General features: G+C 73.2%; 2 protein-coding genes. Both read right to left on the bottom strand.

Going from position 1 to position 15,335, the window contains the following annotated elements:
• Positions 1-48: 48 nt before the first annotated feature.
• The gene (locus VF665_RS01980; RefSeq protein ID WP_331051724.1) at positions 49-9,726 is read right to left on the bottom strand and encodes an amino acid adenylation domain-containing protein; all 9,678 of its coding nucleotides are present in this window, start codon (positions 9,724-9,726) and stop codon (positions 49-51) included.
• An 8-nt stretch (positions 9,727-9,734) separates the two neighbouring features.
• Positions 9,735-15,335 (bottom strand): amino acid adenylation domain-containing protein (locus tag VF665_RS01975; RefSeq protein ID WP_331051723.1); only part of this gene is annotated, 5,601 nt, incomplete at its 5' end.

Here is a 15,335-nt window from a genome sequence, read left to right as displayed (position 1 = left end):
TGTTGCCGCGACTTCAGTCGCCCGCCGTGCCCCGCACCCGTCCCCGCCCTACCGCCGCCCGCGCTGCAGCATCTGCCGGCGCGCGGAGCCGCGGCCCAGCCCGCCTTCTTTCCTGGGGCCCTCCGGCTCCCCTTCCCCGTCATCGACCGGACGGGGAGCCTCGGCGCGGGCGACCGCTTCCAGCCGGGCGGCAAAGGTGGACACGGTGGGATACTGAAACAGGTCGATGAGCCCCACCGGGCGCCCCAGCGCGGTCTGCAGCCGCTCCTGCAACTGCGCCAGCAGCAGCGAGTGCCCGCCGATGTCAAAGAAGTTCTCGTGCACGCCCACGCTCGCGCGCCCCAGCAGCTCCATCCACACGCCGGCGATGCGCCCTTCCAGCTCGCCCTGGGGCGCGGCGCGGGGTCCGGCCTCGTCCGTGGCGGGAAGCGGGAGTGCGGCGCGGTCCACCTTGCCGTTAGGGGTCATGGGGAACGCCTCCAGAACAACGAAGGCGCTCGGCACCATGTACTCCGGAAGGGCGCGCTTCAGGTGCTCGCGAAGCGCGGTGGCGGAAGGCACGCTCCCCTCCTGCACGGGGAGCAGGTACGCCACCAGGCGGCGGTCGCCCGGGCGGTCTTCGCGCAGGATCACCAGCGCGTCGCGCACGCCCTCGATCCCCGCGATGCGCGCCGCGATCTCGCCCGGCTCCACGCGGAAGCCGCGCACCTTCACCTGCTCGTCGATGCGGCCCAGGAACTCCAGTTCCCCGTCCGCCCGCCACCGGGCGCGGTCGCCGGTGCGGTACAGGCGGCTTCCGGGGGTGCCGAACACGTCGGGAACAAAGCGTTCCGCCGTCTGCCCCGCGCGGTGCAGGTAGCCCCGGGCCACGCCCACGCCGCCGATGCACAGCTCGCCGGGCACGCCCACCGGCGACGGCTCGCCCGTTCCGTCGAGCACGTAGATGCGCACGTTGCGCAGCGGGCGGCCGATGGAGGGCGTGCGCCCGTCCGGCAGGCACACCCCGCAGCACGGCCCCACCGTGCTTTCCGTAGGCCCGTACGCGTTCACGAAGCGGCGCCCCGCGCCCCAGCGCTCCACCGTGGAGGCGCTGACGGCCTCGCCCGCGCTCACCAGTGTCTGCAACCGGGTGAGTTCGTCCGGCATCAGCACGGCGAGCACGCTGGGCGGCAGCGTAACGTGCGTGACCCCCTGGTCGCGCATTGTTGCGGCCAGCGCCGGCCCGGGAAGCAGCTCCTCCCGCGTCGCCATCACCAGCGTCGCGCCGCTCAGCAGTGTCGTGAACAGTTCGGACACCGCCGCGTCGAACGAGAACGAGGCGAACTGCAGAAGGCGGCTTCCCCCATCGATGCGGAACTGCCCGATCTGCCCCAGCGCCAGGTTGGGCACGCCGCGGTGCGTCACCAGCACGCCCTTGGGAAGCCCCGTGGATCCGGAGGTGTAGATGACGTACGCCAGGTTTTCGGCATCCACCGCCACCCGCGGATCGTCCGCCGGGCGCGCGGCGATGGCCTCCGCCTCCGCCGCCACGTCCAGCAGGTCCGCGATCATCCCCGCGGGAAGCCCGGCCGGCACCCCGGCGGGCGCAATCACGGTCCGCACCCCCGCGTCCACGATCATGTAGCGCAGCCGTTCCGCGGGATACGCGGGGTCCAGCGGCACGTACGCCCCGCCCGCCTTCAGAATCGCAAGGATGGCGATGACCGTATCCGCCGAGCGTTCCGCAAAGACGCCGACGCGCGTTTCCGGCCGCACGCCGCGCGCGACGAGGTGCGCGGCGAGGCGGTTGCTCTGCTCATCCAGGTCGCGATAGGTGAGGGTGCGCCCCGCCCCGCGCAGGGCCGTGGCGTCCGGCGTCCGCCGCGCCTGCGCGCTGAACAGTTCGTGCACACGCGCGTCGGGAAGCGGATGGTCCGTCCCCGCCCACTCGCGCAGCACGCGCTCGCGCTCGTCCCCGCCCAGCAGCGGGGGCAGGCGCGACAGCGGCACGTCGGGCGCGGCCACCAGTTCGGCCACCAGCGCGGCCAGGTGCTGCGCCATCCGCTCGATGGTGGCGGCATCGAACAGGTCCGCCGCGTACTCGAACCCGCCGAACATCCCGTCCTCGCGCAGCGTAAAGCCGCAGGTGAGGTCGAACTTGGCCGTGCGCGTGTCGCCGCCCTCGGTTTCCGCCACCGCCGCGCCCAGCCGCAGCTTCGTGGGCGCCGCGTTCCCCTCATCCACGGTGAACGTGACCTGAAAGAGCGGGTGCCGGCTCAGGGTGCGCTCCACCTTCAGTTCGTCCACCAGCTTTTCGAACGGCACCTCCTGGTGGGCGTACGCGTCCAGCGTGGCCTCGCGCACGCGGCCGATCAGCTCGCGGTACGTGGGGTCGCCGGACAGGTCCGTGCGCATGGCCAGCGTATTGACGAACAAGCCGATCAGCCCCTCCGACTCCGCCCGCGTGCGCCCCGCGATGGGCGCGCCCACCACCACGTCGTCCTGCCCGGCGTAGCGCGAGAGCAGGAGGGCGAACGCGGCCAGCAGCGTCTGGAAAGGCGTGGCGTTTTCGGCCTTGGCGATGGACTGCACCGCCACCATCGTGTCGTACGACATGTCGAACGCCATCCACCCGCCGCGCAGGCTGGCGGTGGCGGGACGGGGACGGTCCGTCGGCAGCTCCAGCGGGGTTGCCCCTGCCAGAACCCGCCGCCAGTGGGCCAGCTGCGCCTCCAGCCGCTCGCCGGCCAGCCAGCCGCGCTGCCACGCCGCGTAGTCCGCGTACTGCAACGCCAGTGGCGGCAGAGGATCGGGCGTTCCGGCCAGCCGCGCGTCGTACAGCGCCGCCAGTTCGCGGTACAGCACCTCCATGCTCCACCCGTCGCTGACGATGTGGTGCATGTCCAGCGTAAGCCGCGCCTCGTCCGCAGCGATGCGGATGAGCGACGCGCGAAAGAGCGGGCCGGCCTCCAGGTCGAACGGGCGCACCGCCTCGGCCGCCGTGATCCGGTCCGCCTCGGAACGCGCTTCGTCCATCGGGTGGTCCGTCAGGTCGATGACGGGAAGGGTGAAGCCACGGAACGGATGCACCACCTGGGACGGCTGCCCGCCCAGCGAGCGGAACGTCGTGCGCAGCGGCTCGTGCCGCGCGACCAGGTCCGCCAGTCCGGCCTGCAGGGCGCCCGGGTCCACCGCGCCCGCCAGGTGCAGGCGGAACGGCATGTTGTACGCGGCCGACGGGAGCATGCGGTCGATGAACCACATGCGCTCCTGCGCGAACGAGAGCGGAATGGCCCCGTCGCGCGGCACCGCCACCAGCGGGGGCCCGGCGGCGTCGGCGCGGCCGCGCGCGGCGTCCACCCGCTCCGCCAGCGCACCGAGCGTGGGCGCCTCGAAGATGGCGCGAAGGGGGAGCTCCGCCCCCAGCCCCGCCCGGATGCGGCTGACCAGCTGTGTCGCAAGAAGAGAGTGGCCGCCCAGGTCAAAGAAGCCGTCGTCCACCCCGATGCGCTCCACCCCCAGCAGCGCCGTCCACAGCGCCGCCAGCGCGCGCTCCGTCTCGGTCGCCGGCGCGGCGAAGATGCGGTCGTCCGCCATCTCCGGCGTGGGGAGCGCGTTGCGGTCCACCTTGCCGTTGGGATTCAGCGGCAGTTCGGCCATGGGCACGAACGCGGCGGGAACCATGTAGTCCGGCAGCCGCTCGCGAACCGTCTCGCGCAGCTCCGCCAGTTCCGGCATCCGCCCGTCGCGCGGCACCACGTAGGCGATGAGGCGCTTGTCGCCCCGGCTGTCCGCCCGGGCGATCACGCAGGCGTCCTCGATGGCGGGATGCGTCTGCAGCGCCGCCTCGATCTCCCCCGGCTCAATGCGGAATCCGCGCACCTTGATCTGCGTGTCGAGCCGCCCCAGGAACTCCAGCGTGCCGTCCGGAAGCCACCGCGCCAGGTCGCCGATGCGGTACATCCGCGCGCCGTGGCTGGCGTCAAACGGGTTGGGGATGAACTTCTCCGCCGTCATCCCCGGCCGCTCCAGGTAGCCGGTGGCCAGCCCGTCGCCCCCCGTGTACAGCTCGCCCACCACGCCGACCGGGCAGGGCCGCAGGCGGCTGTCCAGCACAAAGGTCGTGGTTCCCGCGATCGGCCGGCCGATGGGAATGCTGGTGCGCGACAGGTCCTGCGCGCGCACGGTGTGGCAGGTCGTGTACGTCGTATTTTCCGTCGGGCCGTAGCCGTCCACGATGCGCAGCGCGGGATAGGCTTCCTGAAGCCGCCGCACGTGGGCCACGGACAGGATGTCGCCGCCGGAAAAGAACTGGCGCAGCCCATCGAACGCGTCCAGCGCCTCGTCCGCCACCACGTGAAACAGGCCGCTGGTGAGCCACAGGGTGGTGACGCCGTGGCGGCGCACCACGTCGCGGATTTCCGCCGGTTCCGGAATGCGCGGCGGATACAGCACCAGGCGGCCGCCGTTCAGCAGCGGCGCCCACAGCTCCCACGTGGCCACGTCAAAGCTGACGGGGACGATCTGCAGAAACGTTTCGCCCGGGCCCAGCTCCGCGTAGTCCGCGCCGCGCACCAGGCGCACGATGCCGCGGTGCGGAACGGCCACGCCCTTGGGGCGGCCCGTGCTGCCGGAGGTGTAGATGACGTACGCCATCGCCTCCGGCCCGAGGTCCATCCGCGGATCCGTGGCGGCTTCCGAAAGGATGGCGTCGCGGCTCGCGTCCACGTCGACCACGGGAACGCCCGCGGATTCCACCGATCCGCGCGTGGCGGAATCGGCGATCACGGCCTGCATGCGGGCGTCGTGGACCATGTACGCCAGGCGGTCCGCCGGGTACAGCGGATCCAGCGGCACGTAGGTGCAGCCCGCTTTCAGCGCGGCCAGGACGGCGACCACCATCGCCGGGCCGCGCTCCAGGCACACGCCCACGCGGCTTCCCGGCACCGCCGTCCGCGCCAGGTGGTTGGCCAGCCGGTTGGCCCCCTCCTCCAGCGCGGCGAAGGTCATCGTTCCGCCGTCCCAGGCCAGCGCGACGGCGTCCGGCGTGTCCGCGGCCTGGCGGCTGAAGAGCGCATGGACGGGCGTGGAGCGCTCGTGCGTGGCGTATTCCGCGCCCCGGCTCCACCGCTCCACCGTCCGCAGCTCCTCGTCTCCCGCCAGCGCATGCGCGCTCAGCGGCGCGTCCGGGTCCGCCGCGGCCGCGGCGAGCAGGCGGGTGTAGTGGTCCGCCATGCGCCGCGCCGTCTCCTCGTCCCACAGGTCGCGCGCAAACTCCAGCGAGGCATGCAGATCGCCGCCGTCCTCGTACAGGTCCAGCATGAGGTCGAACTTGGCGCTGTGGTGCTCGGCCCCGCGGAAGCCCACGGAGACGCCCGGCAGCACCGGCGCGGCGCCGGGGGCGTTCTGCAGCGCGAACATCACCTGGAACAGCGGCGGATACGCGGTGCTGCGCTCGATGCGAAGCTCGTCCACCAGCCGCTCGAAGGGCAGGTCCTGGTGCGCGAACGACTCCAGCGTCGTTTCGCGCACCCGGTGCAGCAGCGCGCGAAAGCTGGGGTCGCCCGAAAGGTCGCCGCGCAGCGCCAGCGTGTTGACGAAGAAGCCGACCAGCCCTTCCGTTTCCGGCCGTGTGCGGCCAGCGACCGGTGTGCCCACCACCACGTCGTCCTGCCGCGCGTAGCGGCCCAGCAGCGACTGGAACGCCGCGAGCGCCGCCATGAACAGGGTGGCGTTCTCCGCCGCCGCCAGCGCCTGCACGCGCGCGTTCACCCCCGCGGGGATCTGAAAGTCGATGCGCCCGCCGCGGTAGCTGGGCGACGCGGGGCGCGGACGGTCCGCCGGAAGCTCCAGCACCGCGGGCACGCCGCGCAGCCTTTCGCGCCAGAAGCGAACCTGCCGCTCCAGCGTTTCGCCCCGCAGCCACTCCCGCTGCCACCCGGCGAAATCCACGTACTGGATGGGGAGTTCCGGCAGCACCGCGGACCGCCCTTCGGTGGCGGCGGCGTACAGCTCCGCCATCTCGCGAAAGAACACGTCCAGCGACCACCCGTCGCTGATGGCGTGGTGCATGTTGATGAGCAGCGTCCACTCACCGCCGCCGCGGCGGAACAGCGTCGCGCGCACCAGCGGGCCGGCCGCCAAGCGGAACGGGGCCCGCGCATCTGCCGCCAGCCGCGCGTCAAGCTCCTCCTCGTCCGCCACCTCCACCACGTCCAGGGGAAAGGGCGCGGGGGGATGGATGCGCAGCGTCGGGCGCCCGTCGCGGATGGGGAGGACCGACCGCAGCGTCTCGTGCCGCGCGATCACCCCTTCGATCGCCATGCGCAGCGCGTCCGCATCCACCGAACCCGTCAGGTCCAGGATGAGCGGCATGTTGTACGCGGCCGCCTCCGGCGCCATCTGCTCCAGGAACCACATGCGTTCTTGCGCGAACGAGAGCGGCAGGTCGCCTTCGCGCGGCACGGGGGCGATGGCGCTTTCGGCCCCGCCCTGGCCGCGCACCGCATCCACCCTTTCCGCCAGCCTGCGGATGGTGCTGGCCTCGAACACGGCGCGCAGCGGCAGCTCCGTCTCCAGCACGCGGCGGATGCGGCTGATGACGCGCGTGGCCAGAAGGGAGTGCCCGCCCAGCAGAAAGAAGTCGTCGTCCACGCCGATAGTGGAAACGGACAGCACCTCCGCCCAGATGGCGGCCAGCGCCCGCTCCGTCTCCGTCGTGGGCTCCGCGCGCGGCTCGTCCGCGGCCGCGGCCTCCGGCGCGGGGAGCGCGCGGCGGTCGATCTTGCCGTTGGCGTTCAGCGGAAAGGCGTCCAGCAGCACGAATGCGCCGGGCACCATGTACTCGGGCATCCGCCCCCGCAGCGCGTCGCGCAGTTCCGCCGCGGTGGGACGGTTGCCGCCACGCGCGACCACGTAGGCCACCAGCCGCTTCTCGCCCGGCGCGTCCTGCCGCGCCACGACGGCGCAGTCTTCCACGACGGCCACCTCGCGCAGCGCCGCCTCCACCTCGCCCGGCTCAATGCGGAAGCCGCGGATCTTTACCTGCGCGTCCACGCGGCCCAGGAACTCGATGCTCCCGTCCTCACGCCGGCGCACGCGGTCGCCCGAGCGGTACAGGCGCGCGCCGGTCGTGGCGGCAAACGGGTCGGGGACGAACTTCTCCGCCGTGAGCGCGGGGCGCGCCAGGTAGCCGCGCGCGATCCCCGCCCCGCCCAGCACGAGCTCGCCGGGCACGCCCATCGGCACCGGACTTCCCGCCGCGTCCACCACGTACGCCGTCGTGTTCGCGATGGGCCCGCCGATGGGTACGGTGGGCGCGTCGGCGCGCACGGATTCCACCCGCTGCCAGGTGGCGAAGGTGGTGCTTTCCGTGGGCCCGTACACGTGCAGAAGCCGCCGCGGGCCGCCCGCCTGCAGCACCGCGCGCACGGCCAGCGGATCGCTCGCCTCGCCGCCGAAGCACAGGTGCGTCAGCCCGGCGAAGCCGTCCGGCGCCGTGCGCGCCACCTGGTTGAAGAGCGCCGTCGTAAGGAACGCGGCGGTGATCCGCAGTTCGCGCAGCGCCTCCACCAGCGTCGCCGGGCTCAGGATCGTTTCGCGGTCGATGCCCACCAGCGTGGCGCCGTTCAGCAGCGCGCCCCACAGCTCCCAGGTGATGGCGTCGAACGAGGCGTTGCTGATCTGCGCCACACGGTCGTTTTCCGCCAGCTGCGCAAAGTCCGCCTCGCGCACCAGCCGCACGATGCCGCGGTGCGGAATGCCGATCCCCTTGGGCTCGCCGGTAGATCCGGAGGTGTAGACCACGTACGCCAGCGACTCCGGCCCCGCGAATTCATCCGCACGGTTGCCGTCATCCGCGGCCGCGATGTCGGCCGCGTCCCCATCCAGCGAAACGACCGTTCCGCCGAAGCCGGCCAGCGCCTCGGGAACGGCGTCGCGCACGACGAGGATGGAGACGCCCGCGTCGGCGGTCATGTACGCCAGCCGCTCCGCGGGATACGACGGATCCAGCGGCACGTACGCGCCCCCGGCCTTGGCGATGGCCAGCAGGGCGACCACCAGCTCCGGCCCGCGCTCCATCGACACGCCGATGCGCGATTCGGGGCCGGCGCCGCGGGCAACGAGGTGCGCGGCCAAGCGGTTGGCCGCCGCGTTCAGTTCAGAATACGACAGCGTGCGCCCGCTCCACTCGATCGCCGGAGCGGCCGGGGACCCAGCCGCCACCTGCTCGAACAGCCGGTGCACGGGCTCCGCCGGAATCGCCGGAGCGGCCGGGTTCCAGCCTCGGACCACGGCCTCCGCCTCATCCGCGCTCATCATTCCCAGGCGGGAAACGGGGAGGTCCGGATCGGCGGCCGCGGACGCCATCAGCGCGACCAGGTGGTCGGCGATGCGCTCCATGGTGGGGCGCTCGAACAGCTCCACGGCCCAGTCCAGCAGCAGGTACAGCCCGCCGTCGTCCTCCTCGTACGTGTCCAGCGTGAGGTCGAACTTGGCGACCGGGTACTCCACCTGCGGCGACTCGGCCTCCAGCCCGCCCATCCGCATCTTTTCCGTCCCCGCGTTCTGCAGGGTCAGCATCGCCTGGAACACGGGGTTGCGCGACGGGTCGCGGGGCAGCTTGAGCTCCTCCACGATCCGCTCGAACGGCAGGTCCTGGTGGCTGAACGCCGCCAGCACCGCCTCGCGCTCCCGCGCCAGCAGATGGCGAAAGGTGGGGTCGCCCGACAGGTCCGTGCGCAGCGCCAGCGTGTTCACGAAGAAGCCCACCAGCGGCTCGATCTCGCGCCGCGTGCGGTTGGCCACCGGCGTGCCGATCACCACGTCGTCCTGCCCCGCGTGGCGCGCCAGGACGAGGCGCCAGCATGCCAGCAGCACGGGGAACACCGTGGCGCCCTCGCCCCGCGCGACCTCGCGCAGCCGGTTGGCGACGGTGGCGGGAACCGAGCGGGTGAGGCTGTCGCCCACGTGGTTGGGCGCGGCGGGGCGCACCCGGTCCGCGGGAAGCTCCAGCGCGGGGGGCGCGCCGGCCAGCGCGCCGCGCCAGAAGTCCAGCTGCCGCTGCAGCGTTTCGCCGCGCAGGTGCTCGCGCTGCCACGCCGCGAAGTCCGCGTACTGAATCGCCAGTGGCGGAAGAGGATCGGGCTTTCCGGCCACGAACGCCTCGTACAGCGCCGTGAGTTCCTTGCCGATGACGCCGCTACTCCACCCGTCGCTGATGATGTGGTGCATCGACAGCATCAGCAGGTGGTCGCGCGGGCCGACGCGGGCGATCTCCATCCGCATCAGCGGGCCGCGCTCCAGGTCATACGGCGCGTTGTTGCTTTCCTCCGAAAGCCGCAGGGCCGCGGCCTCGCGCTCGTCGTCCGGCAGGCCGCTGATGTCCTTCATCAACAGCGGCTCGGGGACGTACGGGTGAATGACCTGCACCCCCTCGCCGTCCCGCTCGGCAAAGGTGGTCCGCAGCGCCTCGTGGCGGGCGCGCAGCGCGTTTACCGCCAGCTCCAGCGCGCCCACGTTCAGGTCGCCGCGCAGGCGGACGTGGAACCCCGTGTTGTACGCGGCCGCGCCCGGCTCCATGCGCTCCAGCAGCCAGAGCCGCTGCTGCGCAAAGGAGAGCGGCGCGGTGCCGTCGGGCCGCGGGCGGGGCTGAATGGCGTTGCCCGACGCCTCGGCCTTGGTGCGGGCGATCCGCAGTTCCAGCAGCTTCCGCTTTTCGGGCGAAAGCGTCGCCAGACGGTCCATCAGGTCACTCATCGGTCCACCAGGCCTTCGGCTTCGAGCGCCAGCAGCGCCCGCGCCTCGTCATCGCTCAATTCGTCAAGCTCGGCCAGAAGCCGCGCCGTAACCTGTTCGTTTTCCTCGTCCACCGCGGCGGCCAGCCCGGCCACCGTGGGGGTCTGAAACACCCGGTGCAGCGGCATTTCCACCCCGAACATCTCGCGCACCCGCGACACCAGCACCGTGGCCAGCAGCGAGTGCCCGCCCAGCTCAAAGAAGTCGTCGTCGGCGCCCACGGCGTCCACGCGCAGCACCTCGGCCCAGAGCGCGCACAGCAGGCTCTCGGTTTCCGTCACCGGCGCGCGGTACGCCCGCCCCCCTGCCGCCCGCGTCTGCGGCGGGTCGGGAAGGGCGCGGCGGTCTGTCTTGCCGTTTTCCGTCTGGGGAAACTCGTCCACCACCACCAGCGCGGCGGGGACCATGTATTCCGGCAGATGGTCGCGCAGAAACGCGCGCAGCGCGGGCACCAGCCGGCGGATGCGGGCACCGCGGCGGGGATCGTTGCTCCACGCCGCCAGCGGCCGGTCCGCCCCCGCCGGCGCGAACGCGGGCCTGTCCTCTCCCGCCACGCGCGGGAGGAACGCGGCGTCCATGCACCCGGGCCGGTCCACGGAGGGACGCAGCTCCGTCCGCATCCCCCGCTCCTCGCCCAGGCGGTACAGCGCCTCGGGATCGGCCGCGGCCATCCGCTCCTCATCCGCCAGCAGCGCGTCCAGGGGCACGCCGGCGCGGGCGTGCGCGGCGGCCTCGGCCAGCCGCACCTCGTCCATCACCCGCGCGTCGGGGATTCCAAACACACGCAGCGCGGCGCCCGCCCCCAGCAGGGCGCGCAGGTGCTCCACGCGGTCCACCTCCGCCCCCCACGCCAGCTCGCGCGCGGGGACGGCCTGTCCTTCCCCGCCACCCACGTGCAGCACCACGTCGTAGCGGTGCGCGCTCAGCTCGTTGCGGTGTGCGCCGCGCTTCACCTTGACCTCCACCCGGCGGATGCGGGGCACGCGCGCCTGCAGCGCGGCAAAGAAGCGCGGGTCCAGCACCAGCTCTTCTTCCTCTTCCGCGCGGCGGAGCAGGCGGGCGCGCAGCTCCGCGGCGGGGGCGTCGCCCGGCAGGTGCGCCGCCTCGGTCCCGGCGTGAAAAGCAGACAAAGTAGCCAGCGAGCGCACGTCGCCCACGAACACCGCGCCGCCATCCGCCACGCGCTCCACCGCGCCCTCCAGCACGCGCGCGAGGTACGCCGCGGAGGGGAAGTACTGGATGACGGAGTTGAGGATGACCGTGTCGAACTCGCCGGGCGCGAAGCCGTGCAGGTCGTCCGCGGGGCGCGCCATCAGCCGCACGGGGGGCAGGCGCACCCCGGCGCGCGGCAGGGCGTCGTGCAGGTTGCGGATGGCCGTGGGCGACAGGTCGCACCCCGTGTACGACTGCGCGTGCGGCGCGACGCGGAACAGAAAGAGCCCCGATCCCACGCCCAGCTCCAGCACCCGCCGCGGCCGCAGTTCCAGGATGCGCTCCGCCGTGCGGTCCACCCACTCGCGCATCTGCTCGGCGGGAATGGGCGCGCCGGTGTAGCTGCTGTTCCAGCCCACGATGTTGAAGGTGACGTCGTCCGCGGCCGAGCCGCCGTACATCCCCTCGAACACCGACTCCCACTGCGACACCTGCGCGTCGGCGGGATCGCCATCCCCCCTTCCCGCCACGTCCGGGCGATCCTCCGGCTCCGGCGCGGGGACCACGTACCCCACCAGCCGCGGCTCCCCGCCCGCGCCGGCGCGCACGTCCACCGCGGCGTCGCTCACCTCGGGGTGCTGCGCCAGCACGGCCTCCACCTCCGCGGGCTCGATGCGGAAGCCGCGGATCTTCACCATGTCGTCCAGCCGCCCCAGAAAGTCGAGCGTGCCGTCCGCCATCCACCGCACCCGGTCGCCCGTCCGATAGGCCCGCGCTCCCGGGGTGTCCGCAAAGGGATCGGGAACGAAGCGCTCCGCCGTGGCGCCGGGGCGGCCCAGGTAGCCGCGCGCCAGCTGCGCCCCGGCAATCCACAGCTCGCCCGGCACGCCGATGGGCGACGGCTCGCCGGACGCGTCCAGCACGTACAGCCGCGTTCCCGGTACCGGCCGGCCGATGGGGACGGCGCCCGCGTACTCCACCCCGCTGGGCACGCGGTGCACGCAGCACCCCACGGTGGCCTCGGTAGGTCCGTACTCGTTGAACAGCACGGCGTCCGGCGCGTAGGCGCCCCAGAACGCGGCCACCTCGCCCTCCAGGCTTTCCCCGCCGATCACGAACGCCCGCGGCGCCGCCGTCCCCGCCTCGGAGCCCAGCTGGTTGCGCAGCAGGGAAAGGTGGGTGGGCGTCAGCTTCACCAATCCCAGCCCGGGATGGCTGCGGAGCGCCTCCGCCAGGCCGTCCGGACCCTCGGAATCCGCCACCAGAAGGACGGGCTCGCCGCGCAGCAGCGGGAGCCAGAGCGAGCTCACCGTCAGGTCAAAGGCCAGCGGCGAGTGCACCGGCGCGCCCCGGCCGCCCAGGTCGTACCACTCCGTCGCCCATCCCAGGTAGCTGGAAAGGGAGCCGTGCGGCACCGCCACCCCCTTGGGCTCGCCGGTGGATCCGGAGGTGTAGATGACGTACGCCAGCGTGTCGGGATCCGTCTCGCCGATGACGGGAGACGAGTCGCCCTCCGCCCGCCAGAGCGCGTCGATGCGGGCCTCCGCGGCGCCCGTGTCCGGAAGGCGGTCCGCGATGGCGTCCTGCACCAGGACCAGCGACACGTCCGCCTGCCGCGCCATGTAGCGCAGCCGCGCGGCGGGGTAGCGGGGATCCAGCGGCACGTACGCGGCGCCCGCCTTGAGCACGGCGAGCAGCGCGGCCACCGTTTCCGGCGCGCGCTCCGCGAACACTCCCACCCGCGACTCCGGCCCCACGCCCCGCGCCATCAGCGCGCGCGCCATGCGGTTGGCGCGCGCATCCAGCTCGCCGAAGGTGATCCGCCGCCCGCCCTGCACCAGCGCCACGGCCTCCGGCGCGCGCGCCGCCGCCGCCTCAAAGGCGCGGTGCACGGGCCGGGAGGGAACGGCGGCGCCGCCCGTGGTCCACGCGCGCGTCACCTTTTCCGCCTCGGACGAGGGGAGCAGGGAAATGCGGTGGATGGGGAGCGTGGGGCGGGCGATGGCCGCGTCCAGCACCTGCGCCAGCTGCGCCGCCATCCGCTCCACCGTGGACCGGTCCCACAGGTCCGCCGCGTACTCCGCCTCGCCCGCCAGCCCGTCCGCGTCTTCGGTGAACTCCAGCGCCAGGTCGAACTTGCTGGTGGCGCTGCTCAGGTTGTCCAGCCGCAGCCGCAGGCCGGCCATTTCCATGGGCGGCGTGGGCGCGTTCTGCAGCACCAGCGACACCTGGAACACGGGGGAGCGGCTCAGGCTGCGCTCCGGCTGCAGCTCCTCCACGATCCGCTCAAAGGGCAGGTCCTGGTGCGCGTACGCGTCCAGCGTGGCCTCGCGCACGCGCCCCACCAGCTCGCGGAACCCGGGCGCGCCGGAAAGGTCCGTCCGCAGCGCCATGGTGTTGACGAAGAAGCCGATCAGCCCTTCCAGTTCGCGCCGCACGCGGCCCGCGATGGGCGAGCCCACCACCACGTCGTCCTGCCCCGACCAGCGGTGCAGCAGCACGTTCAGCCCGGCCAGCAGCGTCATGTACAGCGTCGCCCCCTCCGCGCGGGCAAAGGCGTGCAGCCGGTCGGTCAGCTCGCGCCCGATGCGGAAGCGCACCACGCCGCCGCGGTGGCTCTGCACGGCGGGGCGGGGCCGGTCGGTGGGCAGCTCCAGCTGCGGCGGCGCGTCGCCCAGGCGGCCGCGCCAGTACGCCAGTTGGCTTTGCAGCACCTGCTCCGTCAGCCAGCGGCGCTGCCACACCGCGTAGTCCGCGTACTGCACGGGGAGCGGCGCCAGCGAGGGCGCCCGGCCGCGGGCCAGGTCGCCGTACAGCACGCCCAGCTCGTGAAAGAGCACGCCCAGCGACCACCCGTCTCCCGCCACGTGATGGAGGTTGATGAGGAGGACGTGCGACTCCGGCCCCATCCGCAGCAGCGAGGCGCGCAGCATTCCGTCGCGCTCCAGGTCGTAGCGCCGCACCGATTCCCGCCGCGCCGCGTCCGCCACCGCCGCTTCGCGCTCTTCCGCGGACAGGCCGCCCATGTCGTGAACGGGGAGTTCGAAGCGCTCCGCGGGAAGCACGAGCTGCACGGGCTGCCCGCCCGCCGCGGGGTAGACGGTGCGCAGCGCCTCGTGGCGGCGAACGATCTCCTGCAGCGCGCGCCGCAGCGCCTCCGCGTCCAGCCTGCCTTCCAGCCGGATGGCCGCGGGGATGTTGTAGAACGGCGAATCCGGCTCCAGCTGATGGAGGAACCAGAGCCGCTGCTGCGCAAAGCTCAACGGCAGACTCCCGCTCCGGTCCGCGGGCTCCAGCGGGGGCTGGCCGGGGCCGGCGTCCACCCCGCGCCACTCGTCCACCACCTCGGCAAAGGTGGCCAGCGACGGCGCGTCGAACAGGGCGCGCACGGGGATCTCCACCCCCAGCAGCTGCCGGATGCGCGACATTACCTGCATGCCCAGCAGCGAGTGGCCGCCCAGGGCAAAGAAGTCGTCGTACTCGCCCACCCGCGCGGCGCCCAGCACGTCGGCCCACACCTCGGCCAGCACCTGCTGCGTGGGGGTGCGCGGCGCCAGCCAGGCATCGTCCGCCACGGCGTCTGCGGCGGGCGCGGGAAGGGCGCGGCGGTCCACCTTTCCCGTCAGCGAGAGGGGAAGACGGTCCAGCCGCACCAGCGCCGCGGGAACCATCCACGCCGGCAGGCGCTCCACCAGCCAGGCGCGCAGTTCGTTTTCCGCCGGATGCGCGTCATCCGCCGCCACCCAGTAGCCCACCAGCCGGCGGCGCCCCGGCGCGTCCTCGCGCGCCACGACGGCGGCGGCGGAGATGCGCGGATGGTCCGCCAGCACGGCCTCCACCTCCGCGGGCTCCACGCGGAACCCGCCCACCTTCACCTGCCCGTCAAGCCGCCCCAGGAACTCGATTTCGCCCCCGGCGGGCCGGCGCGCGCGGTCTCCCGTGCGGTACATGCGCGCCCCGGGCGTGGCGCTGAACGGATTGGGGACGAAGCGCTCCGCCGTGGTGCCCGGCAGCCCCAGGTAGCCGCGCGCCACCCGCGCCCCGCCGACGACGAGTTCCCCCTCGTCGCCGGAGCGGACCGGGTTCAGCGCTTCGTCCAGCAGGTAGACGGCGGCGTCCGCCAGCGGCTCGCCGATGGGGATGTCGCCCCGCCCGGCCTCCGCGAAGCCGGGCGCGCGCACGTGCGCGGTCACGCCCACCGTCGTTTCCGTGGGCCCGGAGCAGTTCATCCACGTCACCGCCGGCCCCGCGATGCGCGCCCAGGCGTCCCAGACGTGCGGAAGCGCGCGCTCGCCGCCCACGATCACCAGGCGCAGCGCCGGGGGAAGCGCGCCGCCGCCCGAGGCCAGGTCGGCCGTCCAGGTGTGCCAGAACGCGGTGGGGACGTTCAGCAGGGTGACGCCGTT

The sequence above is a fragment of the Longimicrobium sp. genome (assembly GCF_036387355.1).
Taxonomy (GTDB): domain Bacteria; phylum Gemmatimonadota; class Gemmatimonadetes; order Longimicrobiales; family Longimicrobiaceae; genus Longimicrobium.
The sequence above is the reverse complement of the archived record's forward strand: the minus strand, read 5'-3'. Positions and strand labels throughout refer to the sequence as shown.

Coding starts and splice junctions, on each gene's coding strand:
- VF665_RS01980 (WP_331051724.1), bottom strand. CDS start 9,726: ATGGACCGTCTGGCGACGCTTTCGCCCGAAAAGCGGAAGCTGCTGGAA.